This window comes from Streptomyces capitiformicae, assembly GCF_002214185.1.
GTDB lineage: Bacteria > Actinomycetota > Actinomycetes > Streptomycetales > Streptomycetaceae > Streptomyces > Streptomyces capitiformicae.
Genome location: NZ_CP022161.1, coordinates 5793226 through 5819228, shown reverse-complemented (window position 1 = coordinate 5819228; position 26003 = coordinate 5793226). Strand labels below are relative to the sequence as shown.

Sequence of the window (26003 nt, the reverse complement as noted above, 5' to 3'; positions counted from 1 at the left end):
CCTCACCCCTTCCGGCCGGGGCGCCGTACGTGCACCGACAGGGCGGGAGGCCGGGCGAGGCCCAGCGCTCGGATGCCATCGGCGAGGGCGGCGTCCAGGTCGGCCCGTACCTCGTCGAGTTCGCGGAAGTGGGCCACCGCGCGCACGTCGACCCTCGTCCGTCCCACGCGGACCCGTACGGACCGCACGCCGGAGACCTCCATGGCCCGGTCGCGCAGGGCCAGCGCGGCGGCGACCCGGTGCAGTCCGGCCCGTACACCGGGGTGGACGCGGCGCATCGGCAGGATGTCGCGCAGGCCGGGGGTCGCGGCGAGCACAAGCAGCCAGAGGCCGAGGGCGACCGTGAGCCCGGCGCCGGCCAGCACCCAGGCGTCGTCGAGGGGGCGCTCGGCGAGCTCGCGGGCCAGCGAACGGCGCCACCCCATCGGGGGACGGTCGGCGCGGACGGCGGCGACGTCGTACAGGAAGAGGCCCGCGCCGACGAGGAGCAGCAGCGCGAGGATGCCCGCGGGGACGCGGCGCGCGGACCAGAAACGCTTCTCCCCGCCGTTCTCCCCGTCGAGGACGGGGAGCGGGTCGTAGGCGGCGGCGGACGCCGACTGGTCCGGCTGATCCGGCTGGTCCGCGCCGCGGTCGGTCGCCTGCTCCTCGGTTTTCTCCATCACGGGCAGTCGTTGAGTGGTGCCTTCGGAGCGCTCGGGTTCGCTCATCGCGTCCTCGCCTGTGCCACGTCGTGTGCGGGCGTCAGATGCAGCCGTTCCACCTGGACGGCCACCTCCGACACCTGCATTCCCGCCAACGTCCCTACCCGCTCGGCGACATGGCGACGCACCGCAGCGCATTGGCCACCGATGTCGGAGGGGTAGGGGAGTTCGAGGCTGACCCGGATGCGCGCGGTCTCATGGGCGACCACGACCGTGGCGTACGGGGGCGCGGAGTCCGGCGGCCGGGCTTCCAACGCCTCGCGCGCCGTCTGTGCGGCGATCTTCGCGATCACCCGGTCGGCGATCCGGGTCGCCCCACGCTCGCCGGGCGCGACACCGACGGGGGTCATCGGCGCCGGTCGTCACGAGGGCGGAAGAAATCGCCCAGGTCCAGGTCGCCCTCCAGGAACCGGCCGACGACGAAGCCGACGGCACCCAGCGCCGCCACCAGCAGAAAGGCGCCGAATCCGCCGAAGTACCCGGCGAAGCCCAGCGCCATTCCGGCGATCAGGCCGACCACGGCCAAGCTCATGCTGTGCTCCTCCTGCGTCTCCTGCATCTCCTGCGTCTCCTGCGTCTCCTGCATCTCCTGCGTCCCCTGCGTCCCCTGCGTGTCCCGCGGGCTCGTCGGAGCCGGGTGCCTCTTGGGCGGCTCAACGGATACGGGACTCCAGCTCCTCGTCCTCTTCCTCCGGCAGTTTCACGTCGCTGACCGCGATGTTGACCTCGACGACCTCCAGGCCCGTCATCCGCTCGACGGCCGCGATGACGTTCTCCCGCACCACCCGGGCGACATCGGCGATGGCCACCCCGTAGTCGACGACGATCTCCAGGTCCAGCGCGGTCTGCACCTCGCCGACCTCGGCCTTCACACCCCGGGTGACGGATCTGGTGCCCCCGCCGGGCACCCGGTCGCGTACGGCTCCGAAGGTGCGGGACAGGCCGCTGCCCATGGCGTGCACGCCCACGACGTCCCGCGCGGCGAGCCCGGCGATCTTCTCGACGACACCGTCGGCGATGGTCGTGCGCCCCCGGGTCGCCGGATCGCCGCCGCCGCGCCGGGCCGCCTTGTGGGCTCCCTGCGACGGCTCCTTGGTCGTGTCAGGGCCCTCCGTCCGGCTCCGCTCCGTGATGTCGCTCATGCCGCACCGTCCCTTCCGGTCGACCCCTTTTCATCCCCCTTCGCCCACAGTAAGCGCGGTTGCGCCACCGCGCGCAGGGGATGCGGCAGGCTGGAGCAATGACGGCGGACGAGTGGACGAAGGCAGTACGGCGGCAGCTCGGCCTCGGCCGGGTGCTCCCCCTGGGCGGCCCGCGCGACGGCGCCTGGATCACGGAGGAGGCGGCCGCCGCGGTACTGCGCCGTGTGACCGCCTCGATGCGTGGGGTCGCTCTCGGCGCGCTCCGCATCTCCCTCGCCGAGCCGGAGCAGTCGTACGCCCCCGCCGTACCGCCTCCGCCGAGCGCCCTCCCACCCGGCCCTCTCCGCATCACCGCCGACTTCCTGGCCGCGGCCCACCCGGCCGCCGAGCCCTTCCCGGCGGCGGCGACCCGGCTCCGCGCCGCGCTCGCCACCGCCGCCACGGAGCGACTGGGCCTGACGGTGACGGAGGTCGACCTTCGGGTGACGGGCTTGCTGGACTCCGACGAGGTCCCGGTCCGACCGAGCGAGGAGCCCGCCGTCGTCCAACCTCCCCCGTCCGGCGACGACGAGGAGTCCCGCGTGGCCGCCGCCGCGCTCTCCGTCCCGGGTGTCACCCACCTGACCGGCGCACTGGGCGGCCTGGGTCACGCGGTCCACATCGACGACGCAGGGCCGGCCCTCCCCCGCCGCCATGTACGCGTCGAACTGGCGGTGACGGAGGAGCACCGAAGCCTGGACGTGGCCCGCAAGGTACGCACAGCGGTACGCGACGCCCTGCCGGACCACCCGACGGTGACGGTCCTCATCACGGCCGTCCTCATCACGGCCGTCGACATCACGGCCGCCGGCTGACCCTCGCGGCTACTCCCCGAGGCCCGCCAGATCCCGCAGCCGCCGAGCCTGAGCCGCCCGCTCCGCCGCCCGCTGCTCGTCGTACGACCGCCCCTGCGCCCCGCGCAACAACGCCTTGGTCTCGATCACCGCATCCCGCGGCGCGGCCACGAGCGCGGCCGCCAAGTCCCGTACCGCGTCGTCGAGTTGCTCCCCGGGCACGGCAAGGTTGGCAAGGCCGATCCGCTCCGCTTCCTCCGCCTGGACGAAGCGCCCGGTGAGACAGATCTCCAGCGCACGGCCGTACCCCACGAGGCTCACCAGCGGATGCGTACCCGTGAGGTCGGGCACGAGCCCAAGGCTGGTTTCGAGCATGGCGAACTGCACGTCGTCCGCGACGACGCGCAGATCACAGGCGAGCGCGAGCTGGAAGCCCGCACCGACGGCGTGGCCCCGCACGGCGGCGACGGTCACGATGTCGCTGCGCCGCCACCAGGTGAACGCCTCCTGGAAATCGGCGATGGTCGCGTCGAGCCCGGCGTCATCGAGGCGCGCGAGATCGACGAACGACGGCTCGCCCTCGATGCCTTCGGGCGTGAACATCTGCCGGTTGAGCCCGGCGGAGAACGACTTGCCCTCGGCACGCAGCACAACGACACGGACCGTGCCCGGAACCAGCCGCCCGGCCTCGGTGAGCGCTCGCCACAGAGCGGGGCTCTGCGCGTTGCGCTTGGCCGGGTTGGTCAGGGTCACCGTGGCGATCGCCTCGTCGACGGTGAGCCGTACGCCGTCCTTGTCGAGCAGCGGTTCGAGCGAAGCCATGGGGCGCCTCCGATGGGTGCGGTCAGCAGAGCGATGCAGCGATGCAAAGTGACTGCACAGTAACCACCCGGCCGATCACGCGACCGACCGGGTGGCCACCATCGAAGCCGATGGGGCGCCCGGGGTCAGGCCGAAGCGGCCTTCTTGCCCCGCGTCGCCCCGCCACGCCCTCGAAGCGTGACGCCCGACTCGCTGAGCATCCGGTGTACGAAGCCATACGAGCGGCCGGTTTCCTCGGCCAGCGCCCGAATGCTCGCACCGGAGTCGTACTTCTTCTTCAGGTCTGCCGCGAGCTTGTCGCGCGCGGCGCCGGTAACCCGGCTGCCCTTCTTCAGAGTCTCGGCCACCCGGTCCTCCTCATGGGAAGTGCGCTCTGGTCTCCTCATGATCACCCCTCTGGGGCGTGATGGCCACCCATTCGGCAAGGTCCGTGAGACAAGGTTTTGACGACAGGAGCACACCCCCACGAACGGAATCCGCAATTCCGCCCGGTCTCGTCCGTACGGCCGAACGGGTGCATCCACGAAGTGCCAGGTCAGAGACGCACGACGGCCGGGCCCTTCGCGTAGAAGGGCCCGGCCGTGAAATCGATGTACGACACACCTCGGTACGAGGAGATCTCACACAGATGATGGATCACGGATGGGCCGAATGATCCATACGCAGTTGATCAAGCCGTTCCGTGCGGGCGCTTGATCAGGCGAGCGCGACGAGGTCCGCGTAGTCCGCGCCCCACAGGTCCTCGACGCCGTCCGGCAGCAGGATGATCCGCTCCGGCTGGAGCGCCTCGACGGCACCCTCGTCGTGGGTGACGAGGACGACCGCGCCCTTGTAGGTGCGCAGCGCGCCGAGGATCTCCTCGCGGCTGGCCGGGTCGAGGTTGTTGGTCGGCTCGTCGAGGAGGAGGACGTTCGCCGACGACACCACGAGGGTCGCGAGGGCGAGACGGGTCTTCTCGCCGCCGGAGAGGACTCCGGCCGGCTTGTCGACGTCGTCGCCGGAGAACAGGAACGAGCCGAGCACCTTGCGGACCTCGACGAGGTCCATGTCGGGCGCGGCCGAGCGCATGTTCTCCAGGACCGTGCGGTCCGGGTCGAGGGTCTCGTGCTCCTGTGCGTAGTAGCCGAGCTTGAGGCCGTGGCCCTCGATCACCTGGCCGGTGTCGGGCTTCTCGACGCCGCCGAGCAGGCGGAGCAGGGTGGTCTTGCCGGCGCCGTTGAGGCCGAGGATGACGACCCTGGACCCCTTGTCGATGGCCAGGTCGACGTCGGTGAAGATCTCCAGCGAGCCGTACGACTTCGACAGGCCCTCGGCGGTGAGCGGGGTCTTGCCGCAGGGCGCGGGCTCGGGGAAGCGCAGCTTGGCGACCTTGTCGGAGACGCGGACCGCCTCCAGGCCGGCGAGCAGCCGGTCGGCGCGCTTCGCCATGTTCTGCGCGGCGACGGTCTTGGTGGCCTTGGCGCGCATCTTGTCGGCCTGAGAGTGCAGCGCGGCGGCCTTCTTCTCGGCGTTCTGCCGCTCGCGCTTGCGGCGCTTCTCGTCGGCCTCGCGCTGCTGCTGGTAGAGCTTCCAGCCCATGTTGTAGACGTCGATCTGGGCGCGGTTGGCGTCCAGGTAGAACACCTTGTTGACGACCGTCTCGACCAGGTCGACGTCGTGGGAGATGACGATGAAGCCGCCGCGGTAGGTCTTGAGGTAGTCGCGCAGCCAGACGATCGAGTCGGCGTCGAGGTGGTTCGTCGGCTCGTCGAGGAGCAGCGTGTCCGCGTCGGAGAACAGGATGCGGGCGAGCTCGATACGGCGGCGCTGGCCGCCGGAGAGGGTGTGCAGCGGCTGGCCGAGCACCCGGTCGGGCAGGTTGAGCGCGGCGGCGATGGTGGCGGCCTCGGCCTCGGCGGCGTATCCGCCCTTGGTGAGGAACTCGGTCTCCTGGCGCTCGTACTGCTTCAGCGCCTTCTCACGGGTGCCGCCCTTGCCGTTGGCGATGCGCTGCTCGTTCTCCCGCATCTTGCGGATCAGTACGTCGAGGCCGCGCGCGGAGAGGATGCGGTCGCGGGCGAGGACATCGAGGTCGCCGGTGCGGGGATCCTGCGGGAGGTAGCCGACCTCGCCGGAGCGGGTGATGGTTCCGCCGGCCGGGATGCCCTCGCCGGCCAGGCACTTGGTGAGGGTGGTCTTGCCGGCGCCGTTGCGGCCGACCAGGCCGATGCGGTCGCCCTTGGCGACACGGAAGGTGGCGGACTCGATGAGGACGCGGGCACCGGCGCGCAGCTCGATACCGGAGGCGGAGATCACGGACAGACTCCAGAGCGGATGGGGGTGACGGGTGGGCGGCTGAGGGCGTTCCCGCCGTCTAATGCGCGAGGAGAATGGCCATGGGCCGATTCTAACTGGGGGCAGCAAGCGGTTTTCCGCCCGCGTCGCAAGGGATCACGTGGTCTCGGTCACCGGCGCCCGCCCCGGACATCGGCCTGCCGCCGGTAGCGGGGCCGGTCAAGGGAGTTCGTTGCCGAGCGGTCTGCGGTGCGGGGTGACGCGGCCGAGGTCGTCGACGGGGACCAGCTGGGACGTCCAGGACGCGTCGCTGTCCCCCGCGCAGGGTTGGGCGAGCAGAAGTGTGGTCCCGTGGCGCACCGCTCGGCCGGGGGCGAAGGCGCAGCCACGGTGGGCGGGCAGCACCCAGCGGAGGTCTCCGTCGACGACTCGGTAGGCGGTGACGCGGTCGGGGGTGACGACGGCGAGCATGCGGGGGTCGAGCAGCCGCAGGACGCCGGTTCCGCCGTGGTCCGCGAGCCATGCGCCGGCGTTCGGCAGGGCCCGGTGCCACCGCACGGTGTCCCCGTCGGTGGCGGTGACCAGCCCGTCCTCCCACAGTGCGATCGTGCGCACGCGCGCGGGGAGCACCGCGAGCGGCCGGTGCCCCGGTCGGGTGTGGGTCCAGCGGGGGCCGCCGGTTTCCGGGTCGTACGCCGTGACCGCGCCCTTCGTCGTGTGCAGTCGGAGTGCGGTGGCGTGCTCCACGCGCGCGTGGACGGTGAACCGGTCGCCGTAGGGGGCGGGCCGGGCTTGGTGCGCCGCGAGGAGGACCGGGATCGTGAGGAGGGCGAGAAGGAGCGGGAGGATGAGGGGGTGGACGAGGGGGACGGCGGGGACGGCGGGGAGGGCCGACGGGAAACGACTGCGCATGGGGCGCCGAGCGTAGGCGGGCCGGGGTGGACGTCCCGGGTGGCGCCGCGGACCGGGGGCGGCAGGTCCCCCGTTCGGTCGTCCGCTCGGTCGTCCGCTCGGTCGTCCGCCCGGTCGTCCGCTCGGTCGTCCGCTCGGTCGTCCGCCCGGTCGTCCGCCCGGTCGTCCGCCCGGTCGTCCGCCCGGTCGGCGGGAGGTCCGCTCGCTGGGCAGGGCGGTGTCAGTGCCGGGTGCCAAACTGAGCAGCAGGTCGCATTCCGGGCGACGGAGAGGTCGTGATCGGCATGGCAGGCAAGAGCGACGGACGTCCGAGCATCTATCCGACACTGCTGTACGCGGACGCCAAGGCGGCCATCAGGCAGCTCACGGAGGCGCTGGGTTTCACCGAGCTCTCGGTGTACGAGGGTGAGGACGGGGCGGTGGTGCACGCCGAGCTGGTGCAGGGCAACGGGGCGGTGATGCTGGGTTCCAAGGGCACCGGCAGCGCCTTCGACAGTGCGATGAAGGGAGCGGGGCCCACCGGGGTGTACATCGTCGTGGACGACGTGGACGCCCACCACCGGCGGGCCGTGGAGCACGGGGTGGAGATCCTGATGCCCCCGACGGACCAGGACTACGGGTCGCGGGACTACATGGCCCGGGACGCCGAGGGCAATGTGTGGAGCTTCGGCACGTACGCCCCCGAGACAGGCGGCTGACCCCCGCCCCACCCGGCCGGCGATCTTCGCCTCCCTCGGTCAGCTGCCTCCGGTGTGCACCTGGAAGGCGGCCCTGCGGACGGCCTTGGCGAGCGCCGGGTCGGGGTGGGCGGCGGCTAGGGCGACCAGGACCTGGACGGTGCGGGGGTGCCCTACCGCCCGGACCTCGTCGAGCAGCGCGGGCACCGTGGCCTGCACGGCGGACTCCAGGTGCCGTACGAGGAGCGGGGCCTCCCCGTGGTCGGCGACGGCCGCGGCCGTGTCCACCCATAGCCAGGTGGCCTCCTCGCGGGTGAGCACCTCGTGGGCGTCCTCGGGGTCGGCGCCATCGTGCTCGGCGAGCCACAGCAGGGCGTAGGGGCGTAGCGGCGTCTCGTCGACGACGGTGCGTACGTCCGGCTCGGCGGGGGCGCCGACCACGCGCAGCGCCTCGAAGGCGAGGCCGCGGATGAGCGCGTCCTCGCCGCGGGCGGCGTCGATGAGCTCGGTGACGGCGGCGCCGACGGGGCGGGCGGCGAGCCAGGCGCGGTACTCGGCGCGGGCCGCGTTCGGGCGCAGCTGGGCGCAGCCGCGGAGCATGTCCTCGGCGGCGACCTCGATGTTCCCGGCCGGGCTCTGCGCGGCGACGCAGATCTGCTCCAGCTTCACCCACACCGCCCAGCTGCCGAGCGGGGTGAGCGTGGCCTGGGCGTCGCCGTAGGTCAGGGCGCCGACGGAGGCGAGGGCGCGCAGGGACCATTCGAGGAGCGGGGTGAGGGGGGCGAGCGGGGTGTCCTCCGCGCCGGGTTCCGTGCTCGGCTCGGGCTGCGGCCCGTACGGGATCTCGCAGCGCTCGGTGCGCAGTTCGATGACCCGCTGTTCGAGGAGGTCGAGGAGCTGTTCCACGGGGACGGGGCCGGCGGAGAGCTGGAGGAAGGAGAGCACCTGGGGCATGGCCGAGACGACCTCGGCCACGGCGGCGGGTTCGAGGTCCGCGGGCTCGGGGTGGGCGATGGACCAGGCGTCGAAGAGCGCCACCCAGCCGCGCAGTACGGCGCTGTCGTCGCGGTGCCAGGCACGCAGCCGCCAGCCGGGGCGGGCGCTGTCGCCGTGCACCTCGACGAGGCCGGCCAGGCGTGCCGTGTCCCAGTCGTGGCGGACCTGATCCGGGGTCAGGCCCAGCTCGGCGGCGGCCCGTTCGGCGGTCGCGTCGGAGAGGGTGCCCTTGCCGTCCGCGTCGGCGCCCTCGCGGCCGGGGCGCAGCGCGGTGTCGGCCCAGCGGGCGACGGTTGCGGCGTCGGCCAGGACGGCGCGGGCCATGCGGGCGAGTTCCACGGGCGGCGGGGTGCCCTCCGGGGGCCTGGGAGCCGGTCGGCGGCGCTGGTTCACTGCTGCTCGGGGAGCGGCGGCCAGGGTTCGCGGGCTGACGAGTCGGAGCCTGGAGTCGCGCGGATTACGGGACGTCACGGGGGCAGTCTCCCGGTTGACGGTCCGAAAACCCAAACGGAATGTCACAGCGGGCTACAGGGGTGGCCAAGGCACGGGTCCCACAGGGGCTCGACGACGGTGAGGAGCGCCTTGGTCCGGCACTAAACGGAATGAGCCGTACCTGTCTAGATCAGCGGTGTCAGGAAGCGACGGAGGGCCTCTTCGTAGCCTGCGGGGTCGACGTTCCACATGGCGCCGTGCGGGGCGTGGCGGACCGTGCGCAGGGTGACGCGGTCGGGGCGGTCCGCGGCGAGGCGGCGGGAGGGGGCCCAGGGGGCGAGGGTGTCGTCCGGGCCGTGGAAGATCAGGGCGGGTGCCCCGAGCCGCGGCGGGGCGGCGGCCTCCTCGGCGCGGTCGCCGTGCATTCCCGTGCGGCCCTGGGCGGCGCGGACGGCGAGGGGCAGCAGGGCGCCGGGGGTGCGGCGGGCGGCGGCGAGGGCGCGCAGGGTGGTCGGCCAGTCGAGGACCGGCGAGTCCAGGACGAGTCCGGCGACGCGGTCGCGCAGCACGGAGTGCGTGGCGGCGCGCAGGGCCATGGTGGCGCCGGTGGACCAGCCGTGCAGGACGACCTTCGCGGCGCCCTGCCGGACGGCGTAGCGGATGGCCGCGTCCACGTCGCGCCACTCGGTCTCGCCGAGGTGGTTCAGGCCGTCCGGAGGGCGGGGTGCGCCGAGGTCGCCGCGGTAGGCGAGGTCGAGCACCGGGAAGCGGTGACGGTGCAGGAACGCCATGACGTTCATGGGGTGTTCGCGGGTGGTACCCAGTCCGTGGACGGTGATCACCCAGGTGTCGCGGGCGCCGGGCACGAACCAGGCGGGCAGGGTGCCGAGTTCGCCGGGGATGTCGATGTCGGTGTGGTCGAGGCCGAGGGCGGTGCGCGGGTCGCCGATGTGGGTGTTGGGGGTGAGCCAGACCTTGTCGCCGGGCTCCAGGGTGCCGTGGTTGACGCGCTCCAGTCTGCGTACGACCGTGTCGGGGGTGTGCGGGGCGCCGTTCAGGACGTTGCCGACGACCGCGTGGGCGGCTTCGCCGGTGAGGCCGTAGGTGCCGGGGCGCTGCGCGGCGAAGGCCCGGGTGAGGGTGATGCGGCCCGCGGCGGTGGAGTGCACCGTCAGCCGGGGCTCCGTGGGCAGTGGTCTGCCCGGCGGCACCTTCAGTGCGGCGTCACTGGCCAGTCGGCCGGCCACGACACTGGCGGCGCCGGCCGCGAACACGACACCGACAGCCGCGGCTGCCGCCTTGACTCCACGCACGGCACCAGTGTCCCGGCGGATCCCGACATGGGCCAGTGGGCGTGGATATCGGGTGCACTCCTCTACTCCGGCTGCCCGTAGCCGCGCAGTCGCTCCCCCACCTCGTTCAGCTGTTCGCGAGTGAGCAGGCTCGGGGCCAGGCCCGGGACGGAGGAGGCCGTGAGCCAGACTCGGCACATCCACTCCAGTTGGGCGGTGCGGTCGAATGCCTCGGAGAGGGTGTTTCCGTATGTGATCGTGCCGTGGTTCTGGAGGAGACAAGCGGTGCGGCCGGTCAGGGCGCGGAGCATGTTCTCGGCCAACTCCCGGGTGCCGTAGGTCGCATACGGGGCGACTCGGACGGGCCCGCCGAGGGCGGCGGACATGTAGTGGATCAGCGGCAGTTCGCGTACGAGCGTGGAGACGGCCGTCGCGTGGACGGCGTGGGTGTGGACGACGGCGCGGGCGTCGGTGCTGTGGTGGATCGCCAGGTGCATGGGGAGTTCGCTCGTGGGGCGAAGCGTGCCGAGGACCTGGCGCCCGGCGAGGTCCACGCCGGTCACGTCGTCCGGCGACAGCCGGTCGTACGGCACTCCCGTCGGCGTGACCAGGACGGTGTCGCCGACCCGTACGGACACGTTGCCGGAGGTGCCGACGACCAGACCGTCGACCACCGTCCGACGGGCCGTCGCCACGAGCTCGTCCCACGCCCTCGCCACGTCGGCCGGTACGCCCCGGTGCCGTACGTCCGGCGATTCCTGTGCGTCCCCACCGGCGTCCCGTTCGTCCCGGGTGTTCCGCTGCTGCTCAGCCATGCCGCGATCCTGCCAGGCGGGCCGCGCGGAGCGGGCCGGGGCCGGGGCCGGGGCACTGTAGGGCCGAAAGCGGGCCTCCGGAAGATCTCATATGCACATATATCGCTCGTGATGGTGATTGACCAGTGATTGGCCGGTGATCGACTGGTATTCGGTGATCTTCCAGTAGCCTCCGGATGTTTTGTCGCGCACATCGCCATTCCGGGGGAAACATGGCTCGCGATCCCAAACCGTCCCGTCGACCGTCCCGTCACCGCAACCGTTTGCTCGCGGCATCGGTCGCCGCGCTCACCCTGGGGGGAACCGCTCTCGTCGAGATCCCCGTCTCGGCCGCCGCGAGGCCCAAGGGACACGACGTCTCCTCGCACCAGAAGAACGTGAACTGGTCGAGGGCGAAGTCGAAGGGCGCCACGTTCGTCTACGTCAAGGCGACGGAGTCCACCACCTACCGCAACCCGCACTTCGGCCAGCAGTACAACGGCTCACGGAACGCGGGCCTGATCCGCGGCGCGTACCACTTCGCGGTACCGAACACGTCGTCCGGGAAGGCCCAGGCCGCGTACTTCGTGCGGAACGGTGGCGGCTGGCGCGCGGACGGCTGGACACTGCCGCCCGCGCTGGACATCGAGTACAACCCGTACAACAAGAAGAAGAAGTGCTACGGCCTGAGCAACAGCAAGATGGTCAGCTGGATCAAGTCGTTCAGCAACGAGGTCAAGCGGCTCACCGGCCGCCGTCCGGTGATCTACACGACGACCCACTGGTGGAAGACCTGCACCGGCAACAGCACCGCCTTCGGCGGGAACCACGCGCTGTGGCTGGCGCGGTACAACTCGGCGGGGGCGGGAGAGCTCCCCGCGGGGTGGAAGTTCTGGACGATCTGGCAGTACGACAACGGCAGCGGAAGCCTGCCGGGTGACCAAAATCTCTTCAACGGGTCCACGAGCCGGCTGAAGAAGTTCGCCAAGGGCTAGCCGACTTCCGATGGACCTCCGCGGGCCCGTGAGACTCACCGCGGGCCCGCGGAGCTGGGCATTCCGTCTCAGTTCGAAAGGCCGGGCACCCTCATGCCGTTCGGCTTCCGGCGCGCTTCGGAGCAAACGGAACAGCAACACCCCGTTCACCACACCCCACGGCCCACCGCAGTTCATCTTCCGTTCATCCAGGTTACTTACGGTCCACATGCCACTGACGTCCGAAAGAAGCCCGGGTAAATGGAAAACTTCTCGCTGATCCTCGCGATCGTGGTGATCACCGCGCTCGTGTTCGATTTTACGAACGGTTTCCACGACACCGCCAACGCGATGGCCACCACCATCTCGACCGGCGCGATGAAGCCCAAGGTCGCGGTGGCCATGTCCGCCGTGCTCAACCTTGTCGGCGCGTTCCTCTCCATCGAGGTCGCCAACACCATCTCCAAAGGACTCGTCGACGAGTCCGGCATACAGCCGGAGGTCATATTCGCGGCGCTCGTGGGCGCCATACTCTGGAACCTCCTGACCTGGCTGGTCGGACTCCCCTCCAGTTCCTCGCACGCCCTGATGGGCGGCCTGATCGGCGCCACGATCGCCTCGGCCGGCCTCGGCGCGGTGCACGGTGACGTGCTCGTCACCAAGGTGCTGATCCCCGCCGTCGCGGCCCCGCTGGTCGCCGGCATCGCGGCGATGTTCGCCACCCGGCTGACGTACAAGCTGGGGCGGCACACGAGCGAGAAGGCCTCCGGCAAGGGCTACCGCGCCGGCCAGATCGCCTCCGCGGGCCTGGTCTCGCTGGCCCACGGCACGAACGACGCACAGAAGACGATGGGCATCATCACCCTGGCGCTGGTCGCCGGTGGCGCCCTCGCGCCCGACTCCGACCCGCCGGTGTGGGTCATCGTCTCCGCCGGTATGGCCATCGCGCTCGGCACCTACCTGGGCGGCTGGCGCATCATCCGCACGATGGGCAAGGGCCTGACCGACCTCCAGCCGCAGCAGGGCTTCGCCGCCCAGACCAGCGCGGCCACGGTCATCCTGGCCTCCTCGCACCTCGGCTTCTCGCTCTCCACCACGCACTCCGTCTCCGGTGCCGTGATGGGCGCGGGCCTCGGCCGCAAGGGCGGCGTGGTCCGCTGGTCCACCGCCACCCGCATGTTCGTCGCCTGGGGTCTGACCCTGCCGGCCGCCGCGCTCGTCGCCGCGCTCGCCGAGTGGGTGACGTCCTTCGGGACCTGGGGCACGGCCGCCGTCGCGGTCTTCCTGGTCGCCTCCAGCGCCGCGATCTGGGTGGTCTCCCGCCGTGAGGTCGTCGACCACACCAATGTGAACGACGCCGAGGAGACGCCCGGTGTGGTGACCACGGCCATCGCCGCCGTGACGCCGCCGGCGGCCGGCACCGTGGCCGAAGACCTCACGGCGACCATTCCGGCCCCGGCGGCGGCCGCCGAGACCACCGCGAACCCGTCGGCGCCGACGCCCGCCGTCTGAGCCCCGCGATCATCTGAGGAAGAATCACCATGCACATCGACTGGGCAGCCCTCGGCTCCGTCTTCGGAGTCAGCCTCGTGGTCACCGTGGCCCTCGTCGGCCTGTTCACCCTCGGCATCATCGGCCTCTCCAAGCGGGAGGAGGCGTCAACCCGGGGCGACTCGGTGGCGCTGGCGACCACTGGTGCGTACGTGTGCTTCGCGCTGTGTGCGGCGGCCGTGGCGTACGGAATTTCACTGATCATGGCCTGAGACGGGAACTCCTCATCGGCGTACCGCCGCATCTCTGACAACTTCAGAATCAACCCCCGTGGGCGTCCGGTGACGCTTACGGGGGTCGCTGCGTGCTGCCGTCACCATTCCGGCGGAGAACGCCCGCGTTGCGTCATCGCTCCGCGAACCGGCAGAACTCGCCCGTCAGTGGTGCTGCGACCTCCGGGGCTGGGCCGGCTCCAGGACCCGGCCCAGAACCCGGAGGCGCTCCGTGACGGGGGCGATCCCCCACCACAGTCCGGCACCCCCGGCGATCAGGACGGTCACCACCAGCCAGACCAGCACGCGCGCCTCACCGGACGGCACCAACAGCGCGGCGAGGGCGCCGGCTCCGACAGCCAGGACCCCCATCACCGAGCAGTAGAGCGCCAGCGGAGCGGCCGCCGTGATCCGCGTTCCCCTTGTGCCTGGTTTCCCCTTGTGCGCCGAGGATTCCTTGGCCCGGTCTCCCATGTGCGTACCTCCCGTCCCCCGGACGGATCGTCACGAACCGTCCGCTACCGGGTCCACCAGCCCCGCCAGAAAACCACACCACGCGGCGTGGCGAAAGATGAGCACAGCGTCGTGACCCCCACTTCGAGTCACGCACGAGCACACGGGTCTCCCCGCAACGCATCACTCCATGCCGCTCGTCGGCGCTCAGCTTTCGTACGGCCGTTCCCTCAAGTGTTCCCGGCTTGGGCACCGGGAAAGAGCCGAGAAACCGCCGATTCGGGTGTCTGACGACATTTCAGCGGTGTGGGGCTCAGCACACCACTGCACCGCAGGTCAACAGCAAGTTGACGGGTCTTCCAGGGGCGTGGTGGACTGCCGGGGCCATCTACGACGGCAGGAGAGGAAGCCGGTGCGAGTCCGGCGCGGTCCCGCCACTGTCACCGGGGAAGAACCTTCCCGGGAGCCAGGAACTCTCGTCGTCGGTCTCGTCGAACCAGGGCGTGGACACCCTGAGTGAGGACATATCGCCATGCGCGGCTGCCGGTTGAGCTTCACCATCTGGTCCTTGCCCGACCTCGCGATCGGCTGAGGCCATGCGTGCCGATCGCGTCTTCGCGTACGGCGCCGCCGCCGGGCTCCTCGGTGACCTGCTCCTGGGCGATCCTCGCCGGGGCCATCCGGTCGCCGTGTTCGGGCGGGCCGCGGCTGCCGTGGAGAGCGTGTTGTGGCGGGACCACCGGGGGTGGGGCACGCTGCACACCGCCGTGTGCGCCGGTGGCGCCGTGGCGCTCGGGGCCGTCGCCACGCGTGCCGTACGCCGATCTCCCACCGCTTCCGTCGCGCTGACCGGAGCGGCCACCTGGGCCGTCGTCGGGGGCACTTCGCTCGCCCGCGAGGCCCGGGCCATCGGGCGGGCGCTCGACGCGGGGGATGTCGAGGCCGCGCGGGCCCGGCTGCCGCATCTCTGTGGGCGCGATCCGCAGGCCCTCGATGCCGATGGGATCGCTCGGGCCGTCGTGGAGTCCGTCGCCGAGAACACCTCCGATGCCGTGGTGGGGGCGTTGGTCTGGGGGGCCGTGGGGGGTGTGCCCGGGCTTGTCGGGTTCCGGGCCGTCAACACGCTGGACGCCATGGTCGGGCACAAGTCGCTCCGCCATCGGCGGTACGGGTGGGCTTCGGCCCGGCTCGACGACGTGGTGGGGTGGCCGGGGGCCAGGTTGACCGCGGTGCTGGCCGCCGTCGCCGGGGGTGACCGCCGGGGGGCCGTACGGGCTTGGCGTGCCGATGCCGCGAAGCATCCGAGTCCCAATGCCGGGCCTGTGGAGGCCTCGTTCGCGGGGGCGCTGGGGGTGCGGCTCGGGGGGACCTTGTCGTATGGGGGGCGGGTCGAGCATCGGCCTGTGCTGAATGGGGAGGGACGGGCTGTGCGAGTCGGGGACATCGAGCGGGCCGTACGGCTGTCGCAGCGTGTCGGGTGGCTGGCGTTGGGGGTCAGCGCGGGTGCGTCGCTGCTCCTGGACCGGGTTGCGAGGCGCTCGGCGCTGCAGGCTGTGCCCACCCTCCCCCACTGTCGGCAGCGGTCGAGGGGGCGTGCGTCATGACCGGCGGTGGGCTGCTCGTTGCCGGTACCACCTCCGATGCCGGGAAGAGTGTCGTCACCGCCGGGATCTGTCGGTGGCTGGTGCGGCAGGGGGTCAAGGTCGCGCCGTTCAAGGCGCAGAACATGTCCCTCAATTCGTTCGTGACGAGGGAGGGCGCCGAGATCGGTCGGGCGCAGGCCATGCAGGCGCAGGCCTGTCGGGTCGAGCCGACGGCGTTGATGAATCCCGTGCTGCTCAAGCCCGGTGGGGAGCAGAGCAGTCAAGTCGTGTTGCTCGGGAAGCCGGTGGGCGAGCTGAGTGCGCGTGGGTATCACGGGGGGCGGCAGCAGCGGCTGCTCGGGACCGTGTTGGAGTGTCTCGCCGAGTTGCGGGGCACGTATGACGCGGTGATCTGTGAAGGGGCCGGTTCTCCCGCCGAGATCAATCTTCGGCGGACCGACATCGTGAACATGGGGATCGCTCGGAATGCCGGGCTCCCGGTCCTCGTCGTCGGCGACATCGACCGTGGGGGCGTCTTCGCCTCCTTCTTCGGGACCGTCGCACTCCTCTCCCCCGAGGATCAGGCGCTCGTCGCCGGGTTTCTCGTCAACAAGTTCCGGGGGGACGTCTCCCTGCTGGAGCCCGGCCTCGACATGCTGCGGGGACTCACCGGGCGGCGGACGTACGGTGTGCTGCCCTTCCGGCACGGGCTTGGCATCGACGAGGAGGACGGGATGGGGGTCCCCCCGCGCGAGCGAAGCCGAGCGGGGGGGAGCGTCTCGCCGCGCGGGACCGTGCGGGAGTCGAACGTCTCTTCGCCCATCGGCGAGGACGTGCTGCGGGTCGCCGTCTGTGCCGTCCCCCTCATGTCCAACTTCACGGACGTCGACGCGCTGGCCGCCGAACCCGGTGTCGTCGTGCGGTTCGTGGACCGGCCGGAGGAACTGGCCGACGCCGATCTCGTGGTCGTCCCGGGGACCCGGGGAACCGTACGGGCGCTGGAGTGGCTGCGGGAACGCGGGCTGGCCGACGCCCTGAAGCACAGGGCCGCCGAGCAGCGGCCCGTCCTCGGCATCTGCGGTGGCTTCCAGGTCCTCGGCGAGCACATCGAGGACGAGGTCGAGAGCCGGCGCGGGCATGTGGACGGGCTCGGGATACTGCCCCTGCGGGTGCGGTTCGCCCGGGAGAAGACCCTCACCCGGCCGGTGGGTGAAGCCCTCGGTGAGCACGTCGAGGGGTACGAGATCCACCACGGGGTCGCCGAGGTCAGCGGTGGAACCCCCTTCCTCGACGGCTGCCGGGTCGGGCAGACCTGGGGCACGCACTGGCACGGTTCGCTGGAGTCGGACGGGTTCCGGCGGGCCTTTCTGCGCGAGGTGGCGGCCGCCGCGGGGCGCCGCTTCGTACCGGCCGCCGACACGTCGTTCGCCGCGCTGCGCGAGGAGCAGCTCGACCGGCTCGGCGATCTGATCGAGGAACACGCGGACACGGACGCGCTGTGGCGGCTCATCGAGTCGGGCGCGCCGCAAGGACTGCCTTTCATTCCACCGGGAGCGCCCGCATGAGCACAGTGTTGTTGTTGTCGACCGCCGACACGGATCTGCTGGCGGCCCGGGCCGCTTCCGGTGCCTCGTACCGGATCGGCAATCCGACCCGGGTGGATGTCGAGGGGGAGCTGCCCGGTCTGCTCGACGGCGCGGACATCGCCGTCGTACGGCTGCTGGGCGGCAAGCGGGCCTGGGAGGACGGGCTCGCCAAGCTGAAGGCGTCCGGCATCCCGACCGTGCTGCTCGGTGGAGAGGCGGTGCCCGACGCGGAGTTGATGGCCGAGTCGTCCGTGCCCGCCGGTGTGGTGGCCGAGGCGTTGCGGTATCTCGTCGAGGGCGGGCCCGCGAACCTCACCGAGCTGGCGCGGTTCCTGTCCGACACCGTGCTGCTGACGGGTGAGGGGTTCGTCGAACCGCAGAAGATGCCCGAGTACGGCATCCACGGCGACCGTACGATCCACCCGGACCGTCCGACCGTCGGCGTGCTCTTCTACCGGGCCCATGAGCTCAGCGGCAACACCGCCTTCGTGGACACCCTCTGCGATGCGATCGAGGCGCGAGGGGCCAACGCCCTTCCCGTGTACTGCGGTTCGCTGCGCGGGGCCGACACCGGGTTGTACGAGATCCTCGGCCGTGCCGACACCCTCGTCGCCACCGTTCTCGCCGCCGGTGGTACGCACGCCTCGCAGGCCTCGGCCGGTGGTGACGAGGAGGCCTGGGACATCGGCGCGCTCGCCGATCTCGACATCCCCGTCCTGCAAGGGCTCTGCCTCACCTCGTCGCGCGCCGCCTGGGACGAGTCCGATGCCGCCCTCTCCCCCATGGACGCGGCGATGCAGGTCGCGATCCCGGAGTTCGACGGGCGGCTCATCACCGTGCCGTTCTCCTTCAAGGAGCAGATCGACGAGAACGGGGCCGACGTCCCGGTCTACGTCGCCGACCCCGAGCGGGCCGGGCGGGTCGCCGGAATCGCCGTTCGGCACGCCCGGTTGAAGCACAAGCCGAACGCCGAGAAGAAGCTGGCGCTGATCTTCACCGCGTACCCGACCAAGCACTCGCGCGTCGGCAACGCGGTCGGCCTGGACACGCCCGCCTCGGCGGTACAGGTGCTGGACGCGCTGCGGGACGCGGGCTACTCGCTGACCGAATACCCCTCCGGTGGCGACGAGTTGATCCACCGGCTCATCGAGGCCGGTGGCCACGATGTGGAGTGGCTGACGGAGGACCAGCTGGCCGCCGCGCCCGCGCGGGTGCCGCTCGCCGACTACCGGGCGTGGTTCGACAAGCTCGACCCCCAGCTGCGGGACGCCATGCTGGAGGCGTGGGGCGAGCCGCCGGGCTCCCTCTACGTCGACGGCGACGACATCGTCCTCGCCTCGCTCCAGTTCGGGAACGTCGTCGTGATGATCCAGCCGCCGCGCGGCTTCGGCGAGAACCCGATCGCGATCTACCACGACCCCGACATGCCGCCGTCCCACCACTACATGGCGGCCTACAGGTGGCTGGAGGCTGCAACATCGGAGGGGGGGTTCGGCGCCGACGCCATCGTGCACATGGGCAAGCACGGCACGATGGAGTGGCTGCCCGGCAAGGGGCTCGGGCTGAGCGGCGGTTGCGCACCGGACGCCGTCCTCGGTGAGCTGCCGCTGATCTACCCGTTCATCGTCAACGACCCCGGCGAGGGCACCCAGGCCAAGCGGCGCGGGCACGCGACGGTGGTCGACCATCTGGTGCCGCCGATGGCGCGCGCCGACACCTACGGCGATCTGGCGAAGCTGGAGCAGCTCCTCGACGAGTACGCGCTCGTGTCCGACCTGGACCCGACGAAGGCGCCGGCCGTGCGGGCGCAGATCTGGACGCTGGTGAAGGCGGCCGAACTCCACCACGACCTGCATGTCGACGACCAGCCGGACGACGACGACTTCGACGAGTTCGTCATGCACATCGACGGCTATCTGTGCGAGATCAAGGATGTGCAGATCAGGGATGGTCTGCACATCCTCGGGGGCGGGCCCGTCGGCGAACCCCGCGTCAACCTCGTGCTCGCCGTGCTGCGCGCCTCGCAGGTGTGGGGCGGACAGGCGAACGCGCTGCCGGGGCTGCGGGCCTCCCTCGCGGCCCATTTCGGGCTGGTCGAGAAGGAGTTGCTGGCCGAGCCCGGCGCGCCGGTGAAGGCTCCGGTCGAGCTGACGGACCTGGTGGACGGACCGGCGCGTACCGCCGCCGACGCCATCGACCTCCTTGAGCAACTGTGCCGGCGGCTCGCGGAGGGCATGGAGGCCCGGGACTGGGACGTCACGGTCGTCCCGGCCCTCGTACGCGGGGTGCTCGGCGTCGAACTCCCGGACGCCGCCGCGGTGTTGGAGTTCGCGTGCGACGAGGTCGTGCCGCGGCTGGCGAGGACCACGGACGAGATCGGGCACATCCTCAAGGCCCTCGACGGTGGTTACGTGCCGGCGGGTCCGTCCGGTTCGCCGACGCGCGGGCTGGTGAACGTCCTGCCGACCGGGCGCAACTTCTACTCCGTCGACCCCAAGGCCATTCCGTCCCGGCTGAGTTGGGAGGTCGGGCAGTCGCTCGCCGACTCGCTCGTGCAGCGGTATCTGGCCGACACCGGCGAGTACCCGAAATCGGTCGGGCTGACGGTGTGGGGTACGTCCGCGATGCGTACCCAGGGCGATGACATCGCGGAGATCCTGGCGCTGCTGGGGTGTCGTCCGGTGTGGGACGACGCGTCGCGCCGGGTGACCGGCTTCGAGATCGTCGGCCTGGCGGAGCTGGGGCGGCCGCGCATCGACGTCACCGTCCGGATCTCCGGGTTCTTCCGGGACGCGTTCCCGCATGTGGTGGGGTTGATCGACGACGCGGTGCGCAAGGTGGCCGAGCTGGACGAGCCCGCCTCGCAGAACTTCGTCAAGGCGCACGCCGACGAGGACACCGCCGAGCACGGCGACCGGCGGCGGGCGACGGCTCGTATCTTCGGGTCCAAGCCGGGGGCGTACGGGGCCGGGCTGCTGCCGTTGATCGACGCGCGGAATTGGCGGTCGGACGCCGACCTCGCCGAGGTGTACGCCGTCTGGGGTGGCTACGCGTATGGGCGGGGGCTGGAGGGGCGGGCGGCTCGGGGGGACATGGAGACGGCGTTCAAGCGGATCGCCGTCGCCGCGAAGAATGTGGATACCAGGGAGCACGATCTCGTCGACGCCGACGACTACTTCCAGTACCACGGCGGCATGGTCGCCATGGTGCGGCATCTGACGGGGGCCTCCCCCGAGGCGTACGTCGGTGACAGCGCCGTTCCGGACCAGGTGAAAACGCGGACGCTGGGCGAGGAGACACACCGGGTGTTCCGCGCCCGTGTGGTCAACCCGCGCTGGATGGCGGCCATGCGGCGCCACGGCTACAAGGGCGCCTTCGAGATGGCGGCGACCGTCGACTACCTCTTCGGGTACGACGCGACGGCCGGGGTCGTGGACGACTGGATGTACGAGAAGCTCAGCGCCGAGTACGTCTTCGACGCGGAGAACCGGGACTTCATGAAGAAGTCCAACCCGTGGGCCTTGAGAGGCATCACCGAGCGGCTGCTGGAGGCCGCCGATCGCGGACTGTGGGCGGAGCCGGACCAGGAGACCCTGGACCGGCTCCGGGCGACCTACCTCGAACTTGAGGGAGATCTGGAGGGAGACGCGTGATCTCCCTGGGAACCCCCGCGTCGGCGGGGAACACAGTGCACGGACAGCCGTGGATTTGGCCGTGCCCGGACCACCCCCGCGTCGGCGGGGACCATATCCGCAGCCTGTCAGCCACTCCGGCCAGCGGCTGGCAGTCATCGCACCAGCCACTCGAAGGAGTGATCCCGGAGTGAGTGTCCCCTATCCGTTCACGGCCGTCGTCGGGCAGGACGACCTGCGCCTGGCTCTGCTTCTCAACGCGGTGAGCCCCGCAGTGGGCGGTGTTCTCGTGCGTGGGGAGAAAGGGACGGCGAAAAGCACGGCCGTCCGCGCCTTGTCCGCGCTCCTGCCGGAGGTGGACGTCGTCGCCGGGTGCCGTTTCTCGTGCGATCCGGGGGCTCCGGATCCGACGTGCCCGGACGGCCCGCACGAGCCGCGCCCCGGTGTCCCGCGCCCCGCGCGGATGGTCGAGCTGCCCGTCGGGGCCTCCGAGGACCGGCTCGTCGGCGCGCTCGACATCGAGCGGGCGCTGGCCGAGGGCGTGAAGGCGTTCGAGCCGGGGCTGCTCGCGGACGCGCATCGCGGGATCCTGTACGTCGACGAGGTCAACCTCCTTCACGATCATCTCGTCGATCTGCTGCTGGACGCCGCCGCCATGGGTGCCTCGTACGTCGAGCGCGAGGGTGTCTCCGTACGGCATGCCGCCCGGTTCCTGCTCGTCGGGACCATGAACCCCGAAGAGGGTGAGCTGCGGCCGCAGTTGCTGGACCGATTCGGGCTGACCGTTGAGGTGGCCGCCTCGCGGGAGCCGGACCAGCGGGTGGAGGTCGTACGGCGCCGGCTGGCGTACGACGACGATCCGGTCGGGTTCGCGGCCCGTTGGGCGGACGAGGAAGCCGCCGTACGTCAACGGATCGTCGCCGCACGGGAGTTGTTGCCGTCCGTGCGGCTGGGTGATGGGGCGCTGCGGCAGATCGCCGCCACCTGCGCGGCTTTCGAGGTCGACGGGATGCGGGCCGACATCGTCATGGCTCGGACCGCCACCGCGCTGGCCGCGTGGGCCGGGCGGACCGACGTGCTCGCCGAGGACGTGCGGCAGGCGGCGCTGCTCGCGCTGCCGCACCGGCGGCGGCGGAATCCCTTCGACGCGCCGGGGCTCGACGAGGACAAGCTCGACGACACGTTGGAGGAGTTCTCCGGGGACGACGACCCCGATCCGGGGCCGGACGGGCCCGGCGGAGGCGGCGGGCAGCCGTCGCCGGACGAGGGGCCGCAGGGTGGTGACACCGGTGCCCGGCCCGAGGCCGGGGAGGATGGCCGGCCGCAGCCCTCGGGGGCCTCCGAGCAGTCGGCCGTACGGGCCTCGGAACCGTTTCGTACCAAGGTGCTGAGCGTGCCCGGCATCGGCGAGGGCGCGGCCGGGCGGCGTTCGCGGGCGCGGACCGAGCACGGGCGGGCGATGGGAGCGCGGCGGCCCCGGGGGGCGCTCACCAAGCTGCACTTGGCGGCCACGGTGCAGGCCGCGGCCCCGCACCAGCGGGCGCGGGGGCGGTCGGGACCGGGACTGGTCGTGCGCCGGGACGATCTGCGGCAGGCCGTCCGCGAGGGGCGTGAGGGGAACCTCGTGCTGTTCGTCGTGGACGCCTCCGGGTCGATGGCGGCGCGGCAGCGGATGAGTGCCGTGAAGGGAGCCGTGTTGTCGCTGCTGCTTGACGCGTATCAGCGGCGGGACAAGGTGGGGCTGGTGACCTTCCGGGGGTCGGCCGCCGAGGTGGCGTTGCCGCCGACCTCGTCGGTGGACGCGGCGGCGGCCCGTCTTGAGTCGCTGCCGACGGGTGGGCGGACGCCACTCGCCGCGGGGCTGTTGAAGGCCCATGACGTGCTGCGGGTCGAGCGGTTGCGGGATCCGGCGCGGCGGGCGCTCGTCGTGGTCGTGACGGACGGGCGGGCCACGGGTGGGCCGGAGCCCGTCGCGCTCGCCGGGCGTGCGGCGCGGCTGTTCGCCGCCGAGGGAGTCGCGTCCGTGGTCGTGGACTGCGAGTCGGGGCCGGTGCGGCTGGGGCTGGCGGGGCAGCTCGCGGGTGAGTTGGGGGGTACGGCGGTGACGTTGGACGAGTTGCGGGCGGATTCCATCGCCGGGCTGGTGAAGGACGTACAGAGGAGGGCCGCGTAATGCCTCAGGGACAGCCGAGTGTCGTACCGGATGACGGGCTGACGACGCGGCAGCGTCGTAACCGGCCTCTTGTCGTGGTGCACACGGGAATCGGGAAGGGCAAGTCGACCGCCGCGTTCGGGCTGGCGTTGCGGGCTTGGAACCAGGGGTGGCCCATCGGGGTGTTCCAGTTCGTCAAGTCGGCCAAGTGGAAGGTCGGCGAGGAGAACGCGCTGCGGGTGCTGGGCGCGAGCGGTGAGGGCGGGTCCGTCGACTGGCACAAGATGGGTGAGGGCTGGTCGTGGGTCCAGCGGGACATCCAGGGTGACAACTCGACCAACGAGGAGAAAGCCCGGGAGGGCTGGGAGCAGGTCAAGCGGGATCTGGCCGCCGAGACGTACAAGCTGTATGTGCTGGATGAGTTCGCTTATCCCATGCACTGGGGGTGGGTCGACACCGATGAGGTGATCTCCGTGCTGCGGGACCGGCCTGGGACGCAGCATGTCGTCATCACCGGGCGGAACGCTCCCGAGAAGCTTGTCGACTTCGCGGACCTGGTGACGGACATGTCCAAGGTCAAGCACCCCATGGACGCCGGCCAGAAGGGCCAGAGGGGCATCGAGTGGTGACAGCTGTGCCCCGGTTGGTCATCGCCGCGCCCTCCTCGGGCAGCGGCAAGACCACCGTCGCCACGGGGTTGATGGCCGCGTTCGCCGCGCGGGGGCTCGTCGTGTCTCCGCACAAGGTGGGACCGGACTACATCGATCCCGGGTATCACGCGCTCGCGAGCGGGCGGGTGGGGCGCAACCTCGACGCGTATCTGTGCGGGCCGGAGTTGGTCGCGCCGCTCTTCGCCCATGGGGCGCGGGGGTGCGACATCGCCGTCGTCGAGGGTGTGATGGGGATGTACGACGGGGCCGCGGGGGAAGGTGAACTGGCCTCCACGGCTCATGTGGCGAAGCTGTTGCGGGCGCCGGTGGTGCTGGTCGTGGACGCGTCTTCGCAGTCGCGGTCGGTGGCGGCGTTGGTGCATGGGTTCGCCTCGTGGGATCCGCAGGTGCGGGTCGGGGGCGTGATTCTGAACAAGGTCGCGTCGGATCGGCACGAGGAGTTGTTGCGGGAGGCGTTGGAGTCGGCCGGGGTGGCGGTGTTGGGGGTGCTGCGGCGGGCTCCGCAGGTGGGTACGCCGTCTCGACATCTGGGGTTGGTGCCGGTTGCCGAGCGGCGTTCGGCTGCGGTGGAGGCGGTGGCAGCCATGGCTGCGCAGGTGGCGGCCGGGTGCGATCTGGAGGGGCTGCTCGGGCTGGCTCGGAGTGCGGGGGTGATGTCGGGTGCGGCTTGGGATGCGGCTGAGGCCTTGGTTTCCTCGCCCCCGCCGCCCCTACCCGTCCCGTCCCTGAGGGCTGCGCCCCCAGACCCCCGCTTTCGGCCTGAACGGCCTCGTCCTCAAACGCCGGACGGGCTGAATGGCGCGGGCCCGAACCATCACGCGAACCCCCTCGGGTGGGTGGGGGATCGCGACGGGGCCCCCCGCCCTCAAACGCCGGACGGGCTGGATGTGGCTGGACCGGGCTCGACAGTGGCCGAAGCCGAAGCAGCGGTCGTTGCCGAAGCGCCCGTCGTTGCCGTTGCCGGTGGGGCCGCGTTCAGCTTTTCGTATGCCGAGCACAGTGAGCTGCTTGCCGCTGCCGGTGCCGAAGTGATCGCCTTTGATCCGCTGAACGATGAGGAACTGCCCGAGGGGACTCGGGGGTTGGTCATCGGCGGTGGGTTCCCCGAGGTGTACGCCGCTGAGCTGTCCGCCAACGTACCCCTGCGGAAGGCTGTCGCGGGCCTCGCGGAGAGCGGGGCTCCTGTCGCCGCCGAGTGTGCCGGGCTGCTGTATCTGTGCCGGGAGCTCGATGGGCTGCCGATGTGTGGGGTGCTTGAGGCGAATGCTCGGATGTCGGAGCGGCTCACGCTCGGGTATCGGGATGCCGTGGCTGTCAGCGACAGTGTGCTCGCGCCGGCCGGGACACGGATGCAGGGGCACGAGTTTCACCGGACGGTCGTCGAGCCGGGGGCCGGGGTGGCTCCCGCCTGGGGGATACGGTCTCCCGCGCGGCGGGTCGAAGGTTTTGTACAGCGAGGTGTGCACGCGAGTTATCTGCACACGCACTGGGCGTCGGAGCCCGGTGTCGCCCGTCGGTTCGTGGAGAGGTGCCGGACGTCATGAGCAGCAAGCTGATCGGGATCGGGGTCGGGCCCGGTGATCCGGAGCTGGTGACCGTCAAGGGTGTCAACGCTCTGCGGGCCGCCGATGTCGTGGTTGTGCCGGTGATGGACACCGGGGAGCGGGGGCGGGCCGAGGCGACCGTTCTCCACTATGTGTCCGAGGACAAGGTCGTACGGGTTGTGTTCGCGCTCAACGAGCGGACCGACCGGGGGCGCCGCGAGGCCGCCTGGGACGCCGCCGGGGAGCGGGTCGCCGAGTTGCTCAGGGGGCACGCGTGCGTCGCCTTCGCCACGATCGGTGATCCCAACGTCTACTCCACCTTCACCTATCTCGCCCAGACCATCGAGGAGCTGGTGCCGGGTACCGTCGTGGAGACCGTGCCCGGTATCACCGCGATGCAGGATCTCGCCGCGCGCTCCGGTGCCGTACTGACGGAAGGGACCGAGCCGCTCACGCTCGTGCCCGTCACCGCGGGGGCGGCCGTGCTGAAGGACGCCCTCAACGGGCCGGGGACCGTCGTCGCGTACAAGTTCGGGCGGCAGGCGCAGGCCGTCGTCGAGGCGCTGCGCGAGACCGGGCGGATCGACGACGCGGTGTGGGGCTCCTCGCTCGGGCTGGCGGAGGAGTCCATCCAGGCCGCCGGCGAACTCGACGGCCGTCCGCTGCCCTATCTCTCCACTCTCATCGCGCCCGCCCGGCGTGACGGCGGGCGCGGCGGCAAACTGTGAGCGCCCGCGCTCCGATGGTAGGGCCGTTTTTGACTGCGG

General features: G+C 71.4%; 24 protein-coding genes and 1 riboswitch. Of the genes, 12 read left to right on the top strand and 12 right to left on the bottom strand.

Going from position 1 to position 26003, the window contains the following annotated elements; genetic code table 11:
- Positions 1-2: 2 nt before the first annotated feature.
- The 4 genes from CES90_RS25985 to CES90_RS25970 all read right to left on the bottom strand — a co-directional run bounded on the left by CES90_RS25985 (position 3) and on the right by CES90_RS25970 (position 1846).
- On the bottom strand, positions 3-710 hold the full coding sequence (locus CES90_RS25985) for a DUF6286 domain-containing protein (protein ID WP_189783751.1): 708 nt from the start codon (positions 708-710) through the stop codon (positions 3-5).
- Positions 707-1054 carry an Asp23/Gls24 family envelope stress response protein gene (locus tag CES90_RS25980; RefSeq protein WP_189783750.1) on the bottom strand — a complete coding sequence of 116 codons (348 nt, stop codon included), beginning with the start codon at positions 1052-1054 and terminating at the stop codon, positions 707-709. Before CES90_RS25980 ends, CES90_RS25985 begins: the two co-directional genes overlap by 4 nt.
- Positions 1051-1236: a hypothetical protein gene (locus CES90_RS25975; protein WP_189783815.1), complete on the bottom strand. Its 186-nt coding sequence runs from the start codon at positions 1234-1236 to the stop codon at positions 1051-1053. Before CES90_RS25975 ends, CES90_RS25980 begins: the two co-directional genes overlap by 4 nt.
- A gap of 121 nt (positions 1237-1357) precedes the next feature.
- A complete protein-coding gene (locus tag CES90_RS25970) occupies positions 1358-1846 on the bottom strand; it encodes an Asp23/Gls24 family envelope stress response protein (protein WP_189783749.1) in 489 nt (162 codons plus the stop codon).
- A 98-nt stretch (positions 1847-1944) separates the two neighbouring features.
- Here CES90_RS25970 and CES90_RS25965 point away from each other — a divergent pair, with 98 nt between their 5' ends.
- The gene (locus CES90_RS25965; RefSeq protein ID WP_189783748.1) at positions 1945-2700 is read left to right on the top strand and encodes a nucleopolyhedrovirus P10 family protein; all 756 of its coding nucleotides are present in this window, start codon (positions 1945-1947) and stop codon (positions 2698-2700) included.
- Between the two features lie 9 nt (positions 2701-2709).
- Here the strand turns inward: CES90_RS25965 and CES90_RS25960 are convergent, their stop codons facing one another.
- The 4 genes from CES90_RS25960 to CES90_RS25945 all read right to left on the bottom strand — a co-directional run bounded on the left by CES90_RS25960 (position 2710) and on the right by CES90_RS25945 (position 6687).
- A complete protein-coding gene (locus tag CES90_RS25960; protein ID WP_189783747.1) occupies positions 2710-3501 on the bottom strand; it encodes an enoyl-CoA hydratase/isomerase family protein in 792 nt (263 codons plus the stop codon).
- Positions 3502-3626: 125 nt separating this feature from the next.
- Entirely contained in the window at positions 3627-3848 is a 222-nt protein-coding gene (locus CES90_RS25955) for a helix-turn-helix domain-containing protein (protein WP_006123601.1), read from the bottom strand.
- A gap of 349 nt (positions 3849-4197) precedes the next feature.
- The gene (locus CES90_RS25950; protein WP_189783746.1) at positions 4198-5796 is read right to left on the bottom strand and encodes an ABC-F family ATP-binding cassette domain-containing protein; all 1599 of its coding nucleotides are present in this window, start codon (positions 5794-5796) and stop codon (positions 4198-4200) included.
- 198 nt (positions 5797-5994) lie between these two features.
- Entirely contained in the window at positions 5995-6687 is a 693-nt protein-coding gene (locus CES90_RS25945; protein WP_268257024.1) for a PQQ-binding-like beta-propeller repeat protein, read from the bottom strand.
- A gap of 284 nt (positions 6688-6971) precedes the next feature.
- Here CES90_RS25945 and CES90_RS25940 point away from each other — a divergent pair, with 284 nt between their 5' ends.
- Entirely contained in the window at positions 6972-7385 is a 414-nt protein-coding gene (locus tag CES90_RS25940) for a VOC family protein (RefSeq protein ID WP_189783813.1), read from the top strand.
- A 39-nt stretch (positions 7386-7424) separates the two neighbouring features.
- On the opposite strand, the gene CES90_RS25935 is transcribed toward CES90_RS25940, so the two are convergent.
- From CES90_RS25935 to CES90_RS25925, 3 genes are all read right to left on the bottom strand, one after another.
- On the bottom strand, positions 7425-8831 hold the full coding sequence (locus tag CES90_RS25935; RefSeq protein ID WP_189783745.1) for a hypothetical protein: 1407 nt from the start codon (positions 8829-8831) through the stop codon (positions 7425-7427).
- A gap of 146 nt (positions 8832-8977) precedes the next feature.
- Positions 8978-10105 (bottom strand): alpha/beta hydrolase family protein, encoded by a 1128-nt coding sequence (locus tag CES90_RS25930; protein ID WP_189783744.1) that lies wholly within the window; start codon positions 10103-10105, stop codon positions 8978-8980.
- Positions 10106-10167: 62 nt separating this feature from the next.
- Entirely contained in the window at positions 10168-10899 is a 732-nt protein-coding gene (locus CES90_RS25925) for a class II aldolase/adducin family protein (RefSeq protein ID WP_189783743.1), read from the bottom strand.
- Between the two features lie 212 nt (positions 10900-11111).
- On the opposite strand from CES90_RS25925, the gene CES90_RS25920 reads away from it, so the two are divergent.
- The 3 genes from CES90_RS25920 to CES90_RS25910 all read left to right on the top strand — a co-directional run bounded on the left by CES90_RS25920 (position 11112) and on the right by CES90_RS25910 (position 13615).
- Positions 11112-11873 (top strand): lysozyme, encoded by a 762-nt coding sequence (locus CES90_RS25920; protein WP_189783742.1) that lies wholly within the window; start codon positions 11112-11114, stop codon positions 11871-11873.
- Between the two features lie 240 nt (positions 11874-12113).
- On the top strand, positions 12114-13364 hold the full coding sequence (locus tag CES90_RS25915; RefSeq protein ID WP_189783741.1) for an inorganic phosphate transporter: 1251 nt from the start codon (positions 12114-12116) through the stop codon (positions 13362-13364).
- A gap of 29 nt (positions 13365-13393) precedes the next feature.
- On the top strand, positions 13394-13615 hold the full coding sequence (locus tag CES90_RS25910; protein ID WP_189783740.1) for a hypothetical protein: 222 nt from the start codon (positions 13394-13396) through the stop codon (positions 13613-13615).
- A 165-nt stretch (positions 13616-13780) separates the two neighbouring features.
- On the opposite strand, the gene CES90_RS25905 is transcribed toward CES90_RS25910, so the two are convergent.
- Complete coding sequence (locus CES90_RS25905) at positions 13781-14089, bottom strand: hypothetical protein (protein WP_229913908.1); 309 nt, start codon at positions 14087-14089, stop codon at positions 13781-13783.
- Positions 14090-14421: 332 nt separating this feature from the next.
- Positions 14422-14564: riboswitch (cobalamin riboswitch) on the top strand.
- A gap of 100 nt (positions 14565-14664) precedes the next feature.
- Here CES90_RS25905 and CES90_RS25900 point away from each other — a divergent pair.
- The 7 genes from CES90_RS25900 (at position 14665) to cobI (ending at position 25964) form a co-directional block, all read left to right on the top strand.
- Positions 14665-15672 (top strand): cobalamin biosynthesis protein, encoded by a 1008-nt coding sequence (locus tag CES90_RS25900; protein ID WP_229913907.1) that lies wholly within the window; start codon positions 14665-14667, stop codon positions 15670-15672.
- Positions 15669-17216, top strand: a complete 1548-nt coding sequence (locus tag CES90_RS25895; RefSeq protein ID WP_189783739.1) for a cobyric acid synthase — start codon at positions 15669-15671, stop codon at positions 17214-17216. Before CES90_RS25900 ends, CES90_RS25895 begins: the two co-directional genes overlap by 4 nt.
- The gene (cobN, locus tag CES90_RS25890; RefSeq protein ID WP_189783738.1) at positions 17213-20890 is read left to right on the top strand and encodes a cobaltochelatase subunit CobN; all 3678 of its coding nucleotides are present in this window, start codon (positions 17213-17215) and stop codon (positions 20888-20890) included. The genes CES90_RS25895 and cobN overlap by 4 nt, the downstream gene beginning before the upstream one ends.
- 169 nt (positions 20891-21059) lie before the next feature.
- Positions 21060-23042 (top strand): putative cobaltochelatase, encoded by a 1983-nt coding sequence (locus CES90_RS25885; RefSeq protein WP_189783737.1) that lies wholly within the window; start codon positions 21060-21062, stop codon positions 23040-23042.
- The gene (cobO, locus tag CES90_RS25880) at positions 23042-23650 is read left to right on the top strand and encodes a cob(I)yrinic acid a,c-diamide adenosyltransferase (protein ID WP_149824184.1); all 609 of its coding nucleotides are present in this window, start codon (positions 23042-23044) and stop codon (positions 23648-23650) included. The genes CES90_RS25885 and cobO overlap by 1 nt, the downstream gene beginning before the upstream one ends.
- A complete protein-coding gene (locus CES90_RS25875; RefSeq protein ID WP_189783736.1) occupies positions 23644-25236 on the top strand; it encodes a cobyrinate a,c-diamide synthase in 1593 nt (530 codons plus the stop codon). The genes cobO and CES90_RS25875 overlap by 7 nt, the downstream gene beginning before the upstream one ends.
- Positions 25233-25964 carry a precorrin-2 C(20)-methyltransferase gene (cobI, locus tag CES90_RS25870; RefSeq protein ID WP_189783735.1) on the top strand — a complete coding sequence of 244 codons (732 nt, stop codon included), beginning with the start codon at positions 25233-25235 and terminating at the stop codon, positions 25962-25964. Before CES90_RS25875 ends, cobI begins: the two co-directional genes overlap by 4 nt.
- Positions 25965-26003 lie beyond the last annotated feature (39 nt).